The following is a 19,793-nucleotide window of genomic DNA, read 5'->3' on the forward strand; positions in this document are numbered from 1 at the left end:
CTTTCTCCAGTCTGGTTCGTTCGGTCTGCTCAACTGAACAGCGTCCGCAGGTGATCGTTGAGGAAGTAGCCTTCGGGGTCCACGCTGCGGCGCAGCGCGCGGAACGCTTCGGCCTTGGGGAACCAGCGATCGACGTCGTCGCGGTTCGTGAAATGCAGCTTGCCCCAGTGCGGACGCGAGCCGTAGTCGCGCAGGATCGTGTCGACGTCCTTCAGGAACGGCCAGTAGTCGACGCCGTTCGGCCCGCCCGAGCATGAAATGGTGACGCTGTCCTGGTGATTGAACGGGCTGATCCACGCCGGATCGCCCTTCGTGAAGCGGTACTCGACCGGGAAAATGCAGTCGCGGTGTTTCGTGAGGATGAGCTCGCGCACCCGGCGCAGCGCTTCCTTACCGTGTTGCGCGGGCACCGCGTACTCGAGCTCGTGGAAGTTCGGCACGTAGTGGATCGCGTACACCTCGGAGCTGTACGCGATCTTCTCGTGCTCGCCTTCATGGAACGTGCGCGCGTCGGTGATATCCATCACCTTGATCTCGCACACGTCGTAGTCCTTCTTCGAGTTCGACACCTTCGTGGTGTCGGGCAGGCAGTAGAGATCGCGGCTGGCGGGCGTCGGGCACCAGAAGAAACCGAAATGCCGGTGCTTCGCGGCCAGCTCGTCGTATTGCTCCATCAGCGCGTCGAAGTCTTCGCGCCACACCCGGTCGTGCAGCCAGAACGCATCGGTCACCTGCAGCGTCAGCTCCGACACCACGCCGAACATCCCGATGTTCACCTGCGTCGCATGCAGCAGGTCGAGGTCCTGCCGGTCGCTTACCTTCATGATCGAGCCATCCGGGCGCACGATGCGCATCCCGACGACCTGCGACGACAGGTTGCCGAGCGTCGTCCCGGTGCCGTGCGTGCCGGTGGCCAATGCGCCGGCAATCGCCTGCGAATCGATGTCGCCCTGGTTGACGAGCGACAGGCCGCGCTCCTTCAGGTGCCGCGTCACCGCATTGATTTTGGTGCCGGCCTTGACGGTCACGCGCTTGCGCGCTTCGTCGACGTCCACGATGCCCTGGTAGTCCTGCAGCGACAGCAGCAGGCCACTGGTGGCCACCACGGGCGTGAACGAGTGCCCCGAGCCCGCGCACCGCACATGCTTTCCTTGCCGCGTCGCCGTATGCACCAGCTCCGCGATCTCGGCCTCGCTCGCCGGCGACGCCAGGTGCGCGGCCACGCACGACTGATTGCCGACCCAGTTTCTCCAGAATCCGCCACGGGGAAGTTCCATCACCGTCTCTCCAGCGTCGTATTGGTGCCAACGGTAAGGTGCCGAAAGGTTTTCCACTATCGGATTTCGGCAAGTTAGGGTTTTGACGAGGCGGCACCCGTCCGACGCTTTTTGACCGGCGCGGCGAGCGGCTACAATGAATCGATCCGGCCCGCCCCTTCCCGCCCTCGATGACGCCGCCTGCCCACCCGAGCGATTTCTCCGGCGACCCGCTGTTCGCGCGAACCGTTGCGTTCTGCGCGTTCACCGACGTGGAGGAACAGGCACGCTCGTTCGACGGCTGGAACATGAACTACACGCAGATCTCGGGCGGGCTGTTTCACGGCTCGTCGTCGATCATGTCGCTGGGCGGCATCAAGCTGCTGGTCGAGGATCTCGACAAGGTGATCCTGCAACAAGGCGCGGTGCCGTCGGAGCGGATCGCCGTGGCCGTGCCGCTGGAACTGGAAGGCCACGCGCGCCTGTGCGGCGAGAAGAGCGGGCGCGACAGCCTGCACGTGTTCTCGAGCCAGCCGGAATTCGAGTTCTATTCGCCCGACCGCCATCTGCTCGTGAATGTCGAGATCGAGCCCGAGAAACTGTCGACGCAGGCGCTGCGCACGGTTGCCGCGTCGCTGCGCGCCCAAACCCATGCGCCGGTGATCCCGATGGCGACCGGCGTGGCCGACCATCTGCGCGACCTGCTGCGCCAGACGCTCGCCGCCGCGGCAAAAAGCACGCGCGTCGACGACGTGACGACGCAGGAGCGGATCGAACTGCTCGAACGCACCGTGCTGTACGCGATCTCGGAAGTGATGACGGTCGCGACGCCGGACGCCGGCGCACAGATCGTGCGCCCGACGAAATACTGGTCGCTGGTCAATGCGGTGCGGGAGCGGCTGCAGGACGCATCGACCTGCCCGCTGTCGATCGCCGAACTCTGCGTGGAACTCGGCGTCAGCCGGCGCACCGCGCAATACGCGTTCCAGGATACGTTGAACCTGAACCCGATCGCGTACCTGCGGGCCGTGCGGCTGAATCACGTGCGCCGCGAGCTTCGGCTCGGCGACTCCGTGACGTCCGCGGCCACCAAATGGGGCTTCTGGCACCTGAGCAGTTTTGCGCAGGACTATCGCGCGATGTTCGGCGAACTGCCCTCGGCCACCGCGAAGCGCTACGCACGCCAGGCCCTCTAGCGCCTGTCGTTCACTCAGTCGCTCACCTTCCGGTGGCCGGTGCGAAGGAATCCGCCCCGGCCGCCGCCCTGCCTGCTACGTCACTCGTCCTGCTGTTCCTGCTGCGCCTGCACCTGCCGCTGCTGGATGAACTGCCGCACATCGCTCATCGTCACGCGGCCGGTGTGCTTCGCATCGATCTCGTCGAAGTGCTTCGACACGAAGCCGAGACCGCTGCTCTGCGCCTGCGCCTTCGTCACGGCCGCGCCGTTGCTCAGCACCGTATTGGCACCGAGCCGCGCATCGACACGCTGCTGCGCCTGCTGCTGCAGTGTCGCGCCGGTCGACGGCAACACCGGCGCCACTTTCGTGGCAGGAAAGAACGGACCGTCGACACCGTGCCCGCCGTGCGGCAGCTTCACCGGCGCCACCGCCTGCGGCGGCAACGCGTAGGCACTGCTCATCACGGCACCGAGGACGATCAACGGAGACATACGCCGCATCAAATTGATTAGGGACATGATCACTCGCATTCAATGGATGAATAGAGGGTTCCTTTGACAAGGAGTCCGTCGCTCGGGGGCGCTCAGGGCGCCGCCGCCAGCGTCGTCGCGGCCGTTGCGCCCGGGATGCTGCCGGTCGGTACGCTCGGCGGGTTTTCATCCGGCCACGGCGGCGGCAGCGTGTGCAGCGTCAGCGCCGTCGGAATCCGCGCGCCCTTGTAGAACGTCTTCAGGTCCCGCTTCATCTGCGGACGGGCGACGTCGTCCAGGTAGATCATGTGGCCGCCCTGGAAGAAGTTCACCTGCAGCTTCGGATTGAAGCCCTTCACCGTCTGCAGCCGCGCGAGTTGCTTCTCGGTGTTGAAGAACGGCGTCGCGAGATCGTGGAAGCCGTTCTCCGCGAGCACGCGAAGCTTCGGGTTGAGCTGCAGCGCACCGAGCAGATCGGGGATCGTGTCGGGCATCGGCTGGCCGTCGTGCGTGAAGTCCCAGACGCCGATGATGTTGTCGTTCAGCGGCAGGTACGTCGCGTTCGGTGCGGTGTAGCCGAGGTAATCCGGCATCTGCGTCGCGAGCGCGTTCGTGAACGGCTGCGAAATCAGGATGTCGGACGGGTCGCCGTCGTTCTGCAGGCGCGGATCGGAGTTCGGCAACGACACGCGCCCGTCATACCGGCCGATCGTCGTCCCAGGCAAGAGGCTCGTGCCGAACGGATTCGCGTTGAAGTAGCCGCTCAGCGCCTGTTGCGTGAGGCTCGACGGGATCGACCACAACTTGAGCGTCGCATCGCTCGGGAACACCGGCGTGCCGAGCGCATCCGGAATGCCGAGCTGGCTCAGCACCCAAGACTGCGAATACTTCTGCAGCTGGTTGTAGATCAGCGTCGTGAACAGTTCCGTCTGCAGTGCGTACAGACCCGGGTTCACCGGTGCCGGCGAAACCTGGTTGAAGTACGCCGCGACCGCCGCGTAGCCCGGCAGGTACCCGGCCACGGTATCGGTTTCGAGCAGCAGCCCCTCCGTCGACTGCGTGATCGCCACGGCTTCCACCGCATCCGCGAAGTAGTTCAGGATCGCCGACTGCAGCACGATGCCCGTCAGGTGCACGCCGGCCGATTCGAGCGCCAGCGCGAGCATGTCGGTACGCGGCGTGCCGTACGATTCGCCGTACAGGTAGATCGGCGACGTGCTGCGGCTGTTGACGTTCAGGTAGCGCTGGATGAAGTCGCGCATGATGTTCACGTCCGCATCGGAACCCCAGTACTTCTGGTTGGTGTTCGGCAACACGGCTTCCGACAGCCCGGTCCCGGGCGGGTCGATGAACACGAGGTCGGTGGTGTCGATCAGGCTTTCGGCGTTGTCGACGAGCGGATAGTTCGGCCAGTTGCTGCCGAACAGCGGATCGGGCGTGGCGACGCGGGTCGGCGCGAACGAGCCGAGCCGCAGCCAGATCGACGACGAGCCGGGGCCGCCGTTATAGACGAACGTGACGGGGCGCGGCTTGCCGTTCGTGCTCGGCGCGGTGTACGCGACATACGACATCGACGCTTCCGCATTGCCGTTCGCGTCCTGCGCGGTCAGGTGGCCCGTGGTCGTCGTGTAGTTGACGGTCGTGCCGCCGTTTTTCCACTGGTAATGCATGACGGCCGTTTTCTCGGACACCTGCCCGGGGGCAAGGCCGTCGGTCGCATTCATCGAATACGCGACCGGGTCGACGTAAGGCTGGTTGGCCGGCGTCTGGCCGGCCGCTTGTTGCGCGCTGGCCTGCTGGCTCGCGGTGGCCTGCGCGAGGCTCGACGCACCGACGGACGACGAATCGTCGCCGCCGCAGGCCGCGAGCGCCAAGGTCAAGACGGTCAATGCACCTAGCCCGGCCAACCGGCCGTGACGGCCACGGCGGCTGCCGGTACAGCTCCTGTCTGGTTTCATCTCTGTCCTTTGGTACGGATACCGCTTCACAAAGGCCGCCAACGCCTGCGAAACGCGCAGACCGACCCGCCACTCGCGTTGCACGGTCGGCAGTCGGCGGTTGGGGATTGGACTTCTAAGAGACTGAACTTGATACAGACACAGCAAACTGCTGGCGAGAATGGTGCTCGGACGCCCCCTGCAGTTTGAACAACTTTTATATGACCAAAATTTACGACAACACAAAAATAGGCGGTGCTGCGCCGCGTTGTCAAAGATCATTCGGATATTAAAAATCCCGCAATGATGCTAACGGCGGACAGTGTCTGGCAATTGAAAGAAAGCGGGATTATTTGTGCATTGCGCGCTTTGCCGGAAATAATCCGCCGAATCTGCCGCTTTTCTCGCAAAACCAGGCGTCCTTTACTGGCGTTGACTCCGCGCCTCGGAAGCCTTCAGATCGACAGAATTATTCTTTCATTTTAATTATCTTCGATCGATTAATTCAGCACGACATCACGCATAGACCGTCATTCTATGATTCGAGTCACGTCAACCATTCTTCAATTGACGCGCTTATCCGCATCACGCCATCCATAAAATACCGATTTCGCTAATTCGCGAAAATTTCAGCGGAATTATTTACCCGTAATCCAGCCGGTTTGTGCGGTGAAAATGAAGCGCGGCGTGCAGCCTCGCCGCACGCCGCGCCCCTCAACCACGGTCAATTCGCGTTCAATCCGCCATCACTTCCCGCCGCCCGGCATGGCGATATCGATCAGCACCGGATCGTGATCCGACGAGCGATACGCATCCGGCGAGTAGAACGTCTTCTGTTGCTCCGCCGATTTGTACGCGAGCGTGTATTGCAGCGCGAGCGGCTCGTCCGCGTTGATGTGCCATTCGTGCACGGCCTTCACGTGCGAGGCGAGCGGCAGCGTCGCGAGCGCGTGATCGAGATAGCCGGCTTCGCCGTTGTACACGTAGCTGTACGCATTCGCGCCGATCAAGCGCGCGACGAGGTTGCGATAGCCGCGCGTTTCGAGCGTGCGGATCGGGTCTTCATACGTGTAGCTGTTGAAGTCGCCGATCAGCAGCACGCCCTGGCCCGCGACACCCGTCGGGTTGCCGGCAAGCCAGTCGGCGACCTTCGCCGCCGCGCGCGTGCGCGTCGGGTTCCAGCAGCCCTGGCCGTCGCCCTGGTCGAGATCGTCGTTCGCGGCGTCCGGGCAGTTCTTCGACTTCAGGTGGTTGACCGCGACCGTCAGCGATTGCTTGTTGCCGCCGATCAGCCGGAACGACTGCGCGAGCGGCTGGCGGTTCTTGTCGTCGATCGCGAGCGTGGCCGTGCGGCCGACCGGTTCGACCTTGCGGCTGTCGTAGATCATCGCGACCGTGATCGCATCGCCGCCGAGGCGCGACACGCCCGGATCGACGACGCGCCAGTTGCTGCCGAGCTTCGCCGCGAGCTGGCGCACCGCGCTCAGTTCGCCGTAGCCGTTGTTCTGGACTTCCATCAGGCCGATCACGTCGGCGTCGATCGCCTTCAGCGCGCTGACGATCTTCGCTTCCTGGCGCTGGAATTCCTGGTAGTTCTTCGCGCCGCGGTTGTTCGGATCGTCGAAGCCGCCGCCGAGACCGTTGCCGTTGAAGTAGTTGAGGACGTTGAACGACGCGACGCGCAGGTTCGATTTCGGATCGCGCGCCGGGGCGTTGGTGCGCGGGTTCGTGCGCGCTTCGAATGCCGGCACGGCGGCACCCGGCAGCGGCTGCACGCGCCAGGCGCCGTAACGCACTTCGAGCACGCCTTCGATGTCGCGCACCGTGTAGCCCGCACGCAGCGTATTCGCGGCCGACAGGCCCGGCGCCGGGTACGGCACGGTCGCGGGGTTCTGCTTGTTCGAGCCGTCGTCGAGGATCAGGCGGTTGCGTGCGTTCGCATCGATCTGCGTCTGCGCCTGCGCGGGCGGCACAACGCTCGTCGGCGTGCGCAGGCGGCCGTTGCTGAGCATCACGCTGCCGTAGCGGCCGAGCTCGTAGTTGTCGGTCACGTTCAGCGTCTGCGGCAGGCGCACGAGCATCCCTTCATACGCGGCGAACGTGTTCGGGCTGTCGACCGGCAGCGTGAGCGTCGCGGGCGTGACGGTCTGGTTGTTCGCGCACACCGCGATCGCACCCGACTGCGTGAGCTGCGTCTGCCCGTATTTTTCCTCGACCTTGCCCGTCACGTGCACGAGGTCGCCGGCTTTCGCACGCACTTTCGGTGCGTAGACGAACAGGCCTTCGGACACGCCCGGCTGGTTGCGGCGCTGCGCATCGGCCTGCTGGACGAAGAAGCCGCCAAAGCCGTCCGTGCCGCCGAAATCGGCGGTGACGACGGCTTCGATCGACACGTTCTGGCCGGCGAGCGGCGACGGCGCGCCCGGCCCCTGGATATCGGCGATCGGCGTCGTGCTGCCGCCGCAGTTCGGGCTGACGGGCGCGGCGGTGGCGGCGAAAACCGGCGCGGCGAGCGTCGGGAGCAGCAATAGCGGAGTGATGAGACGGATTGTCGAGCGCATGTCGGGGAATCCCGGTTGTGAGGGTGGCGAAAGCTTAGCGGCGCTCAATGACAGTTTTTGGTAATCGAAAGACAGGCTGATGTAATTGTCGTTATCGCGCTGCGATTGCCGTCGAGCGCGCGTTTACGCCTGAAAAAGCGGGGAAATCGTCTGATGAAAACCGGCCGCGCCCGTGACGATTGCCCCGCATGCCTTCGCCGCCGCGGCGCCTCGCCGTCGCGCTACACCGTGCCCGGCAGCGCGCTCGACACGAGCACGGCCGCGACCATCAGCACGCCGCCGAGCACCACCGCCTCGATCCGCAACACCGTGCCGAACCGTTGCAACGAACTGGACGGCATCGATGCTGCCGGATCCTTCAGCGCGGCCAGCAGATTCGGCATCCCGAAGAATCGGTTGTGTCCACCGAGCACCGCCGCGATCAGCACGAGCGCAAGCTTCAGCAGCAGGATCTGCCCGTACGTCGATGCGAGCAGATTGGCGGGCGTATCGACGCCGCGCCAGCCGTTGTACGCGCCGGTCGCGAACAGCACGATCAATGCGTAGGTCGACGCATCGGACAGCGATTGCACGAACGATGCGCCGATCGTGCGTTCGCTCGCGGGCATGCCGGTCAAACGTGGCATCACGTCGAACGCCGTCACGAACACGAGCCCGGCCCATGCGCTGATCGCCAGCAGATGCAGCCAGTCGATCCACACCGGCACGCTGAACCATCCCGCATCCACCGGATGCCCGCCATTGCTGCGTGCGAGCGCGACGCAGGCGAGCGCGGCCCACATCGCGAACGGCAAGCGCGTATCGTTCGCGCGCCTGACGAACGACAGCGCCACGACGACGAGCATGAACACCGCACCAGCCAGCCACGCATGACCGAACCCGGTACCCGCGAGCATCGCGCGGACGGACGGCCCCGCTTCGAGCAACGACACCTCGCTCATCAGCGCGCAATGCGCCCAGAACGCGGTGATGCTCGCGGCGAGCGATACGACGGACGCGATACGCAGCGTCGCGACGAGCCGCCGCCCGATGCCGTGCTGCCACGCCGACGCGCCGCGCGCGAGCCAGTGGCTGCCGAGCAGCGCGCCGACGACGACGGCGAACCCGGCGTTCTGGATCGCCACCGACACGAGCCGCAGGAGGCCGACAAGGTCGTCGTTCATCCCTTCACCCTGAACGTATAGGTGCCCTTCGTGCGATGCGCGTCGGCCGTCATCGCCGCCCACTGCACCGTGTACGCGCCGGGCGCGAGCTTCGGCATCGCGAGCGTCATCACACGCGGGTTCGCCGCATCGACCTTCGCTTTTTCCTGCGTGACGGCATTGCCGTTCGCATCCGCTACCTTCACCGAGCTGAACGCCGGTTCGAGGTCTTCGTTGAAGGTGAGCCGCAACGTGTCGGGCGCCGTATCGACCGTGCTGCCCGTGGCCGGTGCGGCGCTTTCCAGCTTGCCGTGCGCCGACGCCGCAACCGGTGCGGCCGCAACGATCGCGCCGGCCACGGCAAACGCGGCCAGCCGCGCGAGGTTCGGGATCTTCATGGTCACGCTCCGCGTCACGGCTTCTTCAGCTCGACGACGGTCAGCGCACCGTCCACGTCCTCGGCAACGAAGTCGATCTTGTCGCCCGCCTTCACCCGCGACAGCATCGCCGGGTCCTTCACCTTGAACACCATCGTCATCGCGTCCATCCCGAGGTTGTCCAGCGGGCCGTGCTTGATCGTCAGCTTGCCGGCGGCCGTGTCGACCTTGCGGATTTCGCCGTGCGACATTCCCTGCTGCGCCGTGGCTTCCTGCTTCGCACCACCGCTCATGTCCATGCCCGCCATGTCGCCGGCCGCGTAAGACGCCGCGGAAAACGCCAGTGCACACCCCATTGCCATCGAAACCAGTCCCTTCTTCATCGTGTCGACTCCCAGTGAATGAAATGAAACCGGCGGCCCGCCTGCGCGCAGCCGCCGCATGCTGCTGCTCAGCCGTCCGGCAGTTCGCCGGTGTACTCGTACGCGACGGTGCCCTTCGGATGCCTGAACCAGCCCGGATCGCGATAGTCGTTGCGGCCGAGCCCCTGCCGCACCTTGCAGACCGTGAACATGCCGCCCATCTCCAGCGGCCCGAACGGGCCCGTGCCAGTCATCATCGGCAGCGTGTTGTCGGGCAGCGGCATCTCCATGCCGCCCATCGCGCCGCCCGTGCTGCCCATCGCCATGTAGTCGGGCACGAGCTTGCCGATGCGCTTCGCGAGATCCTTCTGCGGCACGCCGATCAGGTTCGGCACCTGGTGGCCCATCGCATTCATCGTGTGATGCGACTTGTGGCAATGGAACGCCCAGTCGCCCGGACGATCGGCGGTGAACTCGATCGCGCGCATCTGGCCCACCGCGACATCGGCCGTCACTTCCGGCCAGCGCGCGGCCGGCGGAATCCAGCCGCCGTCGGTGCCCGCGACTTCGAAGCTGTAGCCGTGCAGATGGATCGGGTGATTCGTCATCGTCAGGTTGCCGAAACGAATCCGCACGCGGTCGCCCGCGCGCACCGGCAGCGGATCGATGCCCGGGAACACGCGCGAGTTGAACGTCCACATGTTGAAGTCGGTCATCTCGTTCACGCGCGGCGTGTAGCTGCCCGGATCGATGTCGTAGGCAGACAGCAGGAACACGAAATCGCGATCGACCGGCATCGTGCCGCGGTCCTTCGGGTGCACGATGAACATGCCCATCATTCCCATCGCCATCTGCACCATCTCGTCGGCGTGCGGGTGATACATGAAGGTGCCGTGCGCTTCCAGCTGGAACTCGTAGACGAAGGTCTTGCCGGGCGGGATATGCGGCTGCGTGAGGCCGCCGACGCCGTCCATCCCGTTCGGCAGCCGCAGCCCGTGCCAGTGGATCGTCGTGTGCTCGGGCAGCCGGTTGGTCACGAAGATGCGCACCTTGTCGCCTTCGACGGCCTCGATCGTCGGGCCCGGCGACTGGCCGTTGTAGCCCCACAGGTTCGCGTTCATGCCGGGCGCCATCTCGCGCACGACGGGCTCGGCCGTCAGGTGGAATTCCTTCCAGCCGTTCTTCATCCGCCACGGCAGCGTCCAGCCGTTCAGCGTCGCGACGGGCGTGTACGGGCGGCCATTCGGCGGCACGAGCGGCGGCTGCGTAGCGGCTTTCGCCATCGTGGGCGCTTCGGGCAGCGATGCGGCGCCGGCCTTGCTGACCATCGCGGCGCCCAGCAGCGCGGCACCCGAGCCGCTGAGAAATTGTCGACGGGACACCATGTCAATGACCTTCCGGATGCGGTTGCGTCGCGGGCGCCGGTTGCGCCGCGGGGGTGGACGCCGGCTGCGGCGCAGCGTCGGCGTTTGAAGTGGCTTCGGGCTGGGGGGATTGCGTCGCGCGCGGCGTGGCGCCCGGCGACGGCAACCGGCCCCCGACGGCCATCTGCAGATCGGTTTCGGCGAGCCAGTAGTCCTTCAGCGCATCGATGTAGCCGTTGACCGCGCCGACCTGTTCACGCGCATCCGTCAGCAGCTCGAACACGCTCGCGAGCATCCCGTTGTAGCGCAGCAGCAGCTCGTCGGAGATCGTCTTGCGCAGCGGCACGACTTCGTCGCGATAGTGGGTCGCGACGTCGTAGCTCGTCACGTATGCCGCATACGATTCGCGCACGTCGGAGCGCGCATCGATAGCGGTCTTCGCGAGCCGGTTCGCCGACTGCATGTAGACGGCCTCGGCCCGCGCAACCTTCGCGCCGCCCCAGTCGAACAGCGGAATCTCGACGCTGATCTCGTAGCCGTGCTCGTGTCCCTTGCCGGTCTCGTAGTTGTTCACGTAGCCGAGATCGACCGCATTGACGAAGCGTGTCGCTTTGCTAAGGCCAAGCGACGACGCGACGCCCTGCGTCTGCAGCTTCGCAGCCTGGATGTCGAAGCGGTTGCTCATCGCGAACCGTTCGAGATCAGGCAGGTTCGGCCGCGCTTTCGGCAGGTCGGGCAAGCGCTCGGGCAGCGTGTACTGCGTGCGCTCGCCCCACAGGCCCATCGCGCGTGTGAGCTTCTCGCGCGCGGCCACCGCCTGCTGGCGCGCCTTCGCGTGCTGCGCAACCGCATCGGCATGGAACGCCTGTTCGCGTGCGTAATCGAGGCGGCTGAAGTTGCCGGCCTGCCGCATGCGCAGCGCGAGTTCGGCGGCCGCGCTCGCGGCCTCGCGCACCTGTTGCGCGTAGTTCGCGGCCTGCTCGGCGGCAACGGCCTCGACGTATGCGCGGCGTGCGTCGGCTGCCGCCTTCAGCATCGCGTCGGCCGTTTCGAGCTTGGTCTGCTCGAAGCGACGGCGTTCGATGTTCGTCGCGAGCGGCATCGTCAGCAGCGCGAACACGTTCGCCGAGAACGTGCGGCCGAGCGTCAGCTCGCCGTCGCCGGCACGCGTGCGGCTGAACGCGAAGCGCGGGTTCGGCAGCCGGCCGGCCTGCACGAGATCGGCCTCCGACAGCCCCAGTTCCGCGTACGACGCCTGCAGGCCACGGTTGTTCAGCAGCGCGACCTGCACCGCGTCGTCCATCGACAGCGGCTTGGCAAGCAGCTCCTTCGTGCGCTTGTCGACGGCTTCGCGGTCGGCGTCGGTCCTGACCACGATCGCGTCTTTTCCGATGCGCTCCGACGCGGCGGACGACACCGCGTCGAACCCGCCGTCCTTCGAAAACGTCGTGCAGCCCGCGAGGAACGCCAGCACGGCAGCGGCCGCGCCGATCCTCGGCGATATCGCAAGCATCGTCATGGCGCGGCGCCTCCGTGCTTCGAATGCGCAGTGCCGTTTCCGGCCGCACCGCCCGTCGCACGTCCTTTCGCGGGCCGCTCCATCACGTCCCGGTTCAGTTGTTTCCAGCCCGGGCCTTCGTCGTCCCGATACGGCCGGTAGCCGTCGAATGCGGACGTCACGGTGACATCCGGCACCGCCGCGGCGGCATCCGCCGGATCGGGCAGCGGGGTTTGCGCAGGCGCGAGCGACGGCACGAGGGCCGCCGCGCCAAGCAGCGCCGCAGTAATCAATCGCATGAATGAGTCTCGTCGTGAGTCGTCCGGCTGGCGTGATGCCGCCGCCGGAACGGTTTGCAGAGCGCGGCAGGTCGGAGCCGCGGGCAGGGGCTAGACGAGAAGCCGGCGCGGCGGCCGGTCGATGCCGCCGGTCAGGAACGACACGACGACCGGCGTCGGCGCGAAAGAGACGAGCGCGATACCGATACCCGACGCAACGGACACCGCGGAGAGATCCGCCATGCCGATGCCGAGGCAGCAGGACGCGCACGCGGAGCACGGCTGGGCGTGGCGCGCATGATCGTCTTGCTCGTGCTGATGCCTATGCTGGCCACCGTTCGCGCCCGGCACCGCGTGCGGCGCTGCCGAATCGTCAGCGCTTGCCCCTCCTTCCACGTGCGGCATGGCGACGACTGCGCCCGTGCCCGCGCATGCCATCGACACGGTCGCGAACGACTGGATCGGCAGGCTCAGCGCCAGCAGCACGACGAGGACGAATTTGCGCCAGTACGACATGGATGCGGAATCAGGCAGGCAACGACCGGATGGGCCGGCGCGGCGCCGCGACGGCGCGCTCCGGGGACAAGACGGCCGCAGCTTATCGCCGCCGCGGTGACGACGACATGGCCGAAACATGACCGGCGTTTCATGACAATTCCGTCATCCGGTGGTCATCCTTCGCGCACGCGCGGCGCCGTAAGCTCACGCGTTACACTGACCGGCTGGAATCACGGATGAATCACGGACAGCCTGCCTCACCATGCGGATACTGATAGTCGAAGACGAACCCAAGATGGCGTCGTACCTCCGGAAAGGGCTGATGGAGGCGAGCTATACGGTCGACGTCGCGGAAAACGGCAAGGACGGGCTGTTCCTCGCGCTGCACGAGGATTTCGATCTCGTCGTGCTCGATGTGATGCTGCCGGAAATGGATGGCTTCGAGGTGCTCAAGCGGCTGCGTGCGCAGAAGCAGACACCCGTGCTGCTGCTCACGGCGCGCGAGGCGATCGAGGACAAGGTCGCCGGGCTCGAACTGGGCGCCGACGACTACCTGCTCAAGCCGTTCGCGTATGCCGAGTTCCTCGCGCGCATCCGCTCGCTGCTGCGGCGCGCGCCGCGCAACGTGCGCGACATCCTGCATGTCGCTGATCTCGAAGTCGACCTGATCCGCCGCCGCGTGCGGCGCGCCGACACCCGCATCGACCTGACCGCGCAGGAATTCGCGCTGCTGCAGTTGCTCGCCGAGCGCGAGGGCGAAGTGCTGACGCGCACCTTCATCACGTCGCAGATCTGGGACATGAATTTCGACAGCGACACGAACGTCGTCGATGCAGCGATCAAGCGCCTGCGCGCGAAGATCGACAACGCCCATGAGAAGAAGCTGATCCACACGATCCGCGGAATGGGCTACGTGCTCGAGGATCGCTCGTGACCGCGAGCCCGGCCTCGTATTCGCTGCTGCGGCGCCTGACACTCGCGTTCGCGGTCGTCGCCGCGCTCGTGTTCGCGCTGACCGGCGCGTACCTCTATCGCTCGCTGTCCGCCGAGCTGACGCGGCGCGACGACATCGAGATCTCCGGCAAGCTCAACCAGTTCCTGCAACTCGCGCGCGCGAGCGGATCGATCGCCGCGCTGCGTGCCGATCCGGCCGTGTTCCACGAGGTGCTGCTGTCGCACCCGGGCGTGTATCTCGGTATCTACGATGCGCAGAACCGCGCGATCGTCGAGCATTCCGACGAAGCCGGCAATACGCTGGCGTCGGTCATCTCGGCGCAGCACCCCGCCGGCAGAGCCAGCGGGCCGTTCACCTGTTCGCCGCCCGGCATCGGCACGTCACGTTGCGTGTATGCACGCGCCACGCTGCCATCGGGCGATGCGATCCAGGTCGCGCTTGCGCGCACGGCGACCGATCGCCACTCGCTGCTCGAAAGCTATCGCGTCGACATCTGGCTCGCGGCGGCCGTGGGCGCGCTGCTCGTCGGTGCGCTCGGCTACGCGGTCGCGTCGCGCGGCCTGCGCCCGGTCGAGAGCCTCGGCCGGCAGACGTCGCGCATCGAGGCACACAACCTGAACGCGCGGCTCGACGCGCGCGGCGGCCCGGTCGAGCTGCGTGAACTCGCGACGTCGGTCAACCGGATGCTCGACCGCCTCGAACGCGCGTTCGTGCGGCTGTCGCAGTTCTCGTCCGATCTCGCGCACGACATGCGCACGCCGCTCGCCAACGTGATCAGCTCGTCGCAGGTCACGCTGTCGCGCGCGCGCACGACCGAGGAATACGAAGCGCTGATCGATTCGAACATCGAGGAATGCGAACGGCTGCAGCGGATGATCGAGAACATGCTGTTTCTCGCGCGCACCGACAACGCGCGACAGCACCTGAAGACCGCCGAACTCGACGCGGGCAGCGAGCTGCGCCGGCTCGCGTCGTATTTCCAGGCGCTGGCCGACGAAGCCGGCGTGCGCATCGACGTGCACGGCGAAGCGCCGGTCGTCGCGGATGCGACGCTGTTCCGGCGCGCCGTCAGCAACCTCGCGTCGAACGCGCTCGAACATGCGGAAGCCGCGTCGACGATCGAGCTGGCCGTTTCGGCGCAAGGCAGCTACGCGGTTGTCGAAGTTACTAATCGTGGCGCCGCGATTCCGCCCGAACAGGTCGAACGGATCTTCGAACGCTTCTACCGCATCGATTCGTCGCGGCACGGCGCGGCGCGCAACGCGGGGCTCGGGCTCGCGATCGTGAAGTCGATCATGGAGCTTCATCGCGGCAAGGTCGAGGTCGCGAGCCGCGACGGGCGCACGACGTTCGCGCTTTATTTTCCGCGCGGCACGGACAGCTAGACCGCTCGCTGCGCTCCGGCTAACGATCCTGCGCGGCGCCGAACGACGTTCGAATGCAGACGAGCAGCACGATGGTCGCCGTGCTGAACACGGCCCCTGCGTAGAACGTCGCCGCTGCGCCCACCCGATCCCACAGGATGCCCGCGACGACACTCGACACGAGCGTCACGACACCGCCGACCAGGTTGAACACGCCGAATGCCGTGCCTCTCAACTCGGCCGGCGCGGCATGCGCGACCATCGTCGCGAGCAGCCCCTGCGTCATCCCCATATGGAGCCCCCACAGTGCGACGCCGACGAGTACGGTTCCCCAGTGCGTGCCGTGTGCGAGCACGAGATCGGCCGCCATCAACAGCACGAGCCCGGCCGCCATCAGCTTCGTGTGGCTCGTCGTGTCGGCGAGCTTGCCGAACGGATAGGCCGACAACGCGTACACGACGTTCATCGCCACCATCACGAGCGGCACGAGCGCGACGGGTACGCCGCTACCCATCGCGCGCAGTACCAGAAATGCCTCGCTGAAGCGGGCCAACGCGAACACGGCGCCCACGGCGACGACCCACCAGTAGCGGGCGCCGAGTTGCGCAACGACATCGCGACGGATCGGGTTGACGCGCGGCTCGCCCGGCGCACGCGCCGGCTCGTCGATACCGAACGCGAGCAGCGCCACGGCCAGCACGCCGGGGACCACGGCCAGCCAGAATGCGAGGCGGAAGTCGTCGTGCCACACCAGCATGATGATGACGGCCAGCAGCGGCCCGAGGAACGCGCCCACCGTATCGAGCGACTGCCGCAGCCCATAGGCGGCGCCGCGCAGGTGAACCGGCGTGACATCGGCCACCAGCGCATCGCGCGGCGCGCCGCGAATCCCCTTGCCGATCCGGTCGACGATCCGCGCCGTCACGACGAGACCGATAGTCGGCGCGATCGCGAACAGCGGCTTGCTGAGCGCGCCGAGCCCGTATCCGGCGACCGCCAGCCATTTGCGATTGCGCAGGTAGTCGCTCAGCGTGCCGGAGAACACCTTGACGACCGGCGCAGTGGCCTCGGCGATCCCCTCGATGACGCCGATCGCGGTCGCGCTCGCGCCGAGCCCTGCCATCAGGAACATCGGCAACAGGCTGTGGATGATTTCCGACGACACGTCCATCAGCAGGCTGACGCAGCCCAGCACCCAGACGCTGCGTGGAATCTGACGGAGAATGCGGGTCGATGATCCGGTCTGCATGGGTCGCTCTCGATCGTCGAATCGTGGCACGGGACGCCGGTCATACTACCGCTCGCAGCAGGACATACCGCACGCGCGAGTTGTCGGGCCCCTGCCCCGCGCGCCCTTCACTCCCCCGGCTCGCGCCGGATCTTCGCTTGACGACGATTGCGGTCGTTCAGTATCTGGTGCCGGCGATGGTCGGTCATCTTCTTCCAGTCGCGCGCCTCGTCGCGCGTGCGCAGGCAGCCCACGCAGAATCCGGTGCGACCGTCGAACGCGCACAGCTCGGTACACGGCGATTTCACGGCCACGGTCAGGCCGCCTTCGCCGGCGCCATCACTTCGACGGTCACGTGGGAAACGCCGTCAAAGCGCGCGACGAGCGCATGGTAGAAGCGCGCGTCACGCGCCGCGTCGGCGGTCTCGACCGACACGATCGCGCTCATGTGGCCCGGGCCGACGCGCCACACGTGAAGGTCGTTGACCTTGTCGCCCAGCACCTCGATCGCATGGCGCACGCGCTCCGCCAGCTTGCGATCGACGTTGACGTCGAGCAGGATGCCGCCCGTATCGCGCATCAGCCCGTACGACCAGTTCGCAATGACGAGCGCGCCGATGATGCCCGCGACAGGGTCCATCCAGACCCAGCCGAATGCACGTGCGAGCAGCAGCCCGATGATCGCCAGCACCGACACTGCGGCATCGGCAATCACGTGAACGTAGGCCGACCGGATGTTGTGATCGCGGGTGGTGGCAGCGTGCGCACCTTCGTGATGATCGTGTTCGACGAACGTCAGCGCGTGCTCGATGCCGTTCAGCGTCACGATCGCATCGAACGCATGCGGCTCGGGAATGGTCTCGCGCGATTCCAGGAACCCGTTGCGCGCGACCATCGTGAAATGCTGTCGCGACTGGTCGGGACGGATGGTCGTGATCGAGACGGACACCCCGTCGAGGCTCGATTCGCCGGTTGCGGGCGCAATCCGGAACACCGGCGGCACGCCGTCTTCGTACACCGATACGTCGAACACGCCGGCTGTCGAGAAGACCCTCATGGCTTCGTCCGCGTGATCGTCGTGTGCGTGCCCATGTCCATGCCCATGGCCATGCCCGTGATGGTGGCCGTGATCATGCCCGTGATGGCCGCCGCTCAGCAGCCACACGCTCGCCAGGTTGACCGCGAGGCCGAGCACCGCGATCGGAATCGCCTCGCCAAAATGAATGGGCACCGGCGACAGGAATCGCGCGACGGCCTCGTAACCGATCAGGATCGCGATCATCGCGAGCACGATCGCGCTCGTGAACCCGGCCAGGTCGCCCAGCTTGCCGGTGCCGAACACGAAGCGCGGATCGTCGGCATGCCTGCGCGCATAGGTGTAGGCCAGCGCGGCGATCAGCATCGCGCCTGCGTGCGTCGACATGTGCAGCCCGTCGGCGACGAGCGCCAGCGATCCGAACATCGTGCCGCCGACGATCTCGGCCACCATCATCGCCGCGCACAGGCCGATGACCATCCATGTCTTCCGTTCGTTCTGCTCGTGCGCGGCGCCGAGGAAGATATGGTCGTGCCCCGCGCCGAACGCGTCATTCGTGAAATTGCTCATGTTCCGCCCCGATTACTTGAAATAGCTGTGCACCACGTCGATCAGCTGCTCGGTCGCGCTGCCTGCGTGCTCATCCGGCCCGTGTGCATCGACCATGTGCTCGCGAATGTGGTCTTCCAGCACGACGGCCAGCAGCCCGTTCATCGCGCCGCGACAGCTCGTGATCAATTGCAGTACCTCGTTGCAGCCGCGCTCGTCCCCGAGCGCGCGCTCGATCGCCTCGACCTGGCCCTTGATACGGCGCACTCGGTTCAGCAACTTCTGTTTTTCACGAACGGTATGACTCATCGATGACGGACTCCTGCATAGGGAGGGGGAGTATATATCCCGAAGGCTTCCCCTATAGGGGAGAGGGGTATATTTTTTTGAGATGAAGGCTTGTCGAAAGAAATCTGCTCGGCTAGACTGCCCTTCGTCTTTGGGGAGTAGCCTGCTTTCCGTCCCGGAAAGCGAACGCGTCAACACACTCGGCCTGCGGCCGTGGCGCGTTCAGCCTGATCGGCTTGGCGAGACCATGGGCGCATCACGTCGTTCCTGGTCGGACGTCGTCGGATGCGCCATGGTTCGTCAGCGTCCGACCACGGAGTCCCCATGTTCCCCACCGCCTTTTCCCCGCGTTCCGCCGCCGTCCGCGCGCATGCCCGCGGAGGTGCCGCATGACCTTCATGTTCATCGAACTGGCGTTCATGCTGGTCGTCATCCTCATCGCCGCCGAGGTCTTCACCAATGCGCTCGAACATCTCGGCGAACGCCTGAAGATTTCCGAAGGCGTCACCGGGTCGCTGTTCGCGGCCGTCGGCACCGCGCTGCCCGAAACGATGGTGCCGCTGCTCGCACTGGCCGGCGGCACGGCGAACCAGGCCGTGAACGAGGAGATCGGTGTCGGCGCGATTCTCGGCGCACCGCTGATGCTCGCGACGCTCACCACCTTCCTGATGACGCTCGCCGTGATCCGCTCGCGCGGACTGCGCGGTACGATCGCGCCCGAACGCACGGGCTTCGTGCGCGACCTGAACTACTTCCTCGCCGCGTTCTCGCTGGCCACCGCCGCGATGTTCGTCCCGCATCACAACTGGGCCGTGCGCGTGCTGCTCGCGGCGATGCTGGTCGGCATCTACGTGATGTACGTCGTGATGACGTTCCGTGCGTCGAACCAGCTCGTCGATGCCGGGCACGGCACCGAAGCGCCACACAAGATGTTCCTGTCACGCACGGGCCTGCCGACCAACCTCGCGACGATCGCGCTGCAGTTGCTCATCGGCCTCGCGCTGCTGGTCGGCGGGGCGAAGGGCTTCATTCACGGCGTGGAGGGCGTGTCGCACGTACTCGGCGTATCGGCACTGCTGCTGTCGCTGATCATCGTGCCGATCGCGACGGAATTGCCGGAGAAGGTCAACAGCGTGCTGTGGATCCGCCGCAAGAAGGACACGCTCGCGTTCGGCAACATCACCGGCGCGATGGTGTTCCAGGGCACGCTGCTGCCGGCGATTGGCATCATGCTGACGCCGTGGGAGCCGCGCCCCGAAGTGCTGACCGGCGTGATCATCACGCTCACGGCGGCGGCGTGGCTGCGCTTCAATGCGCGCACGCGCGGGCTCGCGATCTGGGCGTTGCTGGCGAACGGGGCGGGTTATGCGGGGTATCTGTTCCTCACGCTGGCGCGCTGATCTTGCTCACCGGACGCGCCGGGCACGACGCCGCTGCCCCGGCGCGAACGAT

The 19,793-nt window shown here is 66.1% G+C and carries 19 protein-coding genes and 1 riboswitch; of the genes, 4 read left to right on the forward strand and 15 right to left on the reverse strand.

The window, feature by feature from the left end:
- Positions 1-29: 29 nt before the first annotated feature.
- Positions 30-1,277 (reverse strand): D-arabinono-1,4-lactone oxidase, encoded by a 1,248-nt coding sequence (locus tag LGN19_RS28670; RefSeq protein WP_226218457.1) that lies wholly within the window; start codon positions 1,275-1,277, stop codon positions 30-32.
- Positions 1,278-1,447: 170 nt separating this feature from the next.
- Between LGN19_RS28670 and LGN19_RS28675 the strand changes: the two genes are divergently transcribed.
- Positions 1,448-2,452 carry a helix-turn-helix domain-containing protein gene (locus LGN19_RS28675; RefSeq protein ID WP_175219103.1) on the forward strand — a complete coding sequence of 335 codons (1,005 nt, stop codon included), beginning with the start codon at positions 1,448-1,450 and terminating at the stop codon, positions 2,450-2,452.
- An 80-nt stretch (positions 2,453-2,532) separates the two neighbouring features.
- Here LGN19_RS28675 and LGN19_RS28680 read toward each other — a convergent pair whose 3' ends face one another.
- From LGN19_RS28680 to LGN19_RS28725, 10 genes are all read right to left on the reverse strand, one after another.
- Positions 2,533-2,964 carry a 2-oxoglutarate dehydrogenase gene (locus LGN19_RS28680; protein WP_122948727.1) on the reverse strand — a complete coding sequence of 144 codons (432 nt, stop codon included), beginning with the start codon at positions 2,962-2,964 and terminating at the stop codon, positions 2,533-2,535.
- Positions 2,965-3,017: 53 nt separating this feature from the next.
- Positions 3,018-4,862 carry a S10 family serine carboxypeptidase-like protein gene (locus LGN19_RS28685; RefSeq protein WP_122948726.1) on the reverse strand — a complete coding sequence of 615 codons (1,845 nt, stop codon included), beginning with the start codon at positions 4,860-4,862 and terminating at the stop codon, positions 3,018-3,020.
- A gap of 725 nt (positions 4,863-5,587) precedes the next feature.
- A complete protein-coding gene (locus LGN19_RS28690) occupies positions 5,588-7,402 on the reverse strand; it encodes an ExeM/NucH family extracellular endonuclease (protein ID WP_226218458.1) in 1,815 nt (604 codons plus the stop codon).
- 221 nt (positions 7,403-7,623) lie between these two features.
- Positions 7,624-8,565 carry a copper resistance D family protein gene (locus LGN19_RS28695; RefSeq protein WP_226218460.1) on the reverse strand — a complete coding sequence of 314 codons (942 nt, stop codon included), beginning with the start codon at positions 8,563-8,565 and terminating at the stop codon, positions 7,624-7,626.
- On the reverse strand, positions 8,562-8,942 hold the full coding sequence (gene copC / locus LGN19_RS28700) for a copper homeostasis periplasmic binding protein CopC (RefSeq protein ID WP_174958997.1): 381 nt from the start codon (positions 8,940-8,942) through the stop codon (positions 8,562-8,564). Before copC ends, LGN19_RS28695 begins: the two co-directional genes overlap by 4 nt.
- Before the next feature lie 14 nt (positions 8,943-8,956).
- Entirely contained in the window at positions 8,957-9,304 is a 348-nt protein-coding gene (locus LGN19_RS28705; RefSeq protein WP_226218462.1) for a copper-binding protein, read from the reverse strand.
- Between the two features lie 68 nt (positions 9,305-9,372).
- Positions 9,373-10,668, reverse strand: coding sequence for a multicopper oxidase family protein (locus LGN19_RS28710; protein WP_226218464.1), 1,296 nt, complete (start codon positions 10,666-10,668; stop codon positions 9,373-9,375).
- A 1-nt stretch (position 10,669) separates the two neighbouring features.
- Complete coding sequence (locus LGN19_RS28715; protein WP_122948720.1) at positions 10,670-12,166, reverse strand: TolC family protein; 1,497 nt, start codon at positions 12,164-12,166, stop codon at positions 10,670-10,672.
- The gene (locus LGN19_RS28720; RefSeq protein ID WP_175219088.1) at positions 12,163-12,444 is read right to left on the reverse strand and encodes a hypothetical protein; all 282 of its coding nucleotides are present in this window, start codon (positions 12,442-12,444) and stop codon (positions 12,163-12,165) included. The genes LGN19_RS28715 and LGN19_RS28720 overlap by 4 nt, the downstream gene beginning before the upstream one ends.
- A 90-nt stretch (positions 12,445-12,534) precedes the next feature.
- A complete protein-coding gene (locus LGN19_RS28725; RefSeq protein ID WP_226218465.1) occupies positions 12,535-12,939 on the reverse strand; it encodes a hypothetical protein in 405 nt (134 codons plus the stop codon).
- Between the two features lie 244 nt (positions 12,940-13,183).
- On the opposite strand from LGN19_RS28725, the gene LGN19_RS28730 reads away from it, so the two are divergent.
- Complete coding sequence (locus LGN19_RS28730) at positions 13,184-13,855, forward strand: heavy metal response regulator transcription factor (protein WP_166955107.1); 672 nt, start codon at positions 13,184-13,186, stop codon at positions 13,853-13,855.
- The gene (locus LGN19_RS28735; protein ID WP_226218467.1) at positions 13,852-15,261 is read left to right on the forward strand and encodes a heavy metal sensor histidine kinase; all 1,410 of its coding nucleotides are present in this window, start codon (positions 13,852-13,854) and stop codon (positions 15,259-15,261) included. The genes LGN19_RS28730 and LGN19_RS28735 overlap by 4 nt, the downstream gene beginning before the upstream one ends.
- A gap of 19 nt (positions 15,262-15,280) precedes the next feature.
- Here LGN19_RS28735 and LGN19_RS28740 read toward each other — a convergent pair whose 3' ends face one another.
- The 4 genes from LGN19_RS28740 to LGN19_RS28755 form a co-directional block, all read right to left on the reverse strand.
- Positions 15,281-16,489, reverse strand: coding sequence for an MFS transporter (locus LGN19_RS28740; protein WP_122948715.1), 1,209 nt, complete (start codon positions 16,487-16,489; stop codon positions 15,281-15,283).
- A gap of 107 nt (positions 16,490-16,596) precedes the next feature.
- Entirely contained in the window at positions 16,597-16,782 is a 186-nt protein-coding gene (locus LGN19_RS28745) for a DUF1289 domain-containing protein (RefSeq protein ID WP_122948714.1), read from the reverse strand.
- 2 nt (positions 16,783-16,784) lie between these two features.
- Positions 16,785-18,074 carry a CDF family Co(II)/Ni(II) efflux transporter DmeF gene (gene dmeF / locus LGN19_RS28750; RefSeq protein WP_226218468.1) on the reverse strand — a complete coding sequence of 430 codons (1,290 nt, stop codon included), beginning with the start codon at positions 18,072-18,074 and terminating at the stop codon, positions 16,785-16,787.
- Positions 18,075-18,086: 12 nt separating this feature from the next.
- On the reverse strand, positions 18,087-18,362 hold the full coding sequence (locus tag LGN19_RS28755; protein WP_226218470.1) for a metal/formaldehyde-sensitive transcriptional repressor: 276 nt from the start codon (positions 18,360-18,362) through the stop codon (positions 18,087-18,089).
- 120 nt (positions 18,363-18,482) lie between these two features.
- Positions 18,483-18,649: riboswitch (yybP-ykoY riboswitch) on the forward strand.
- Positions 18,650-18,730: 81 nt separating this feature from the next.
- Between LGN19_RS28755 and LGN19_RS28760 the strand changes: the two genes are divergently transcribed.
- Positions 18,731-19,741, forward strand: coding sequence for a sodium:calcium antiporter (locus tag LGN19_RS28760; RefSeq protein ID WP_226218472.1), 1,011 nt, complete (start codon positions 18,731-18,733; stop codon positions 19,739-19,741).
- Positions 19,742-19,793 lie beyond the last annotated feature (52 nt).

It is taken from the genome of Burkholderia sp. AU30198, assembly GCF_020419825.1.
GTDB lineage: Bacteria > Pseudomonadota > Gammaproteobacteria > Burkholderiales > Burkholderiaceae > Burkholderia.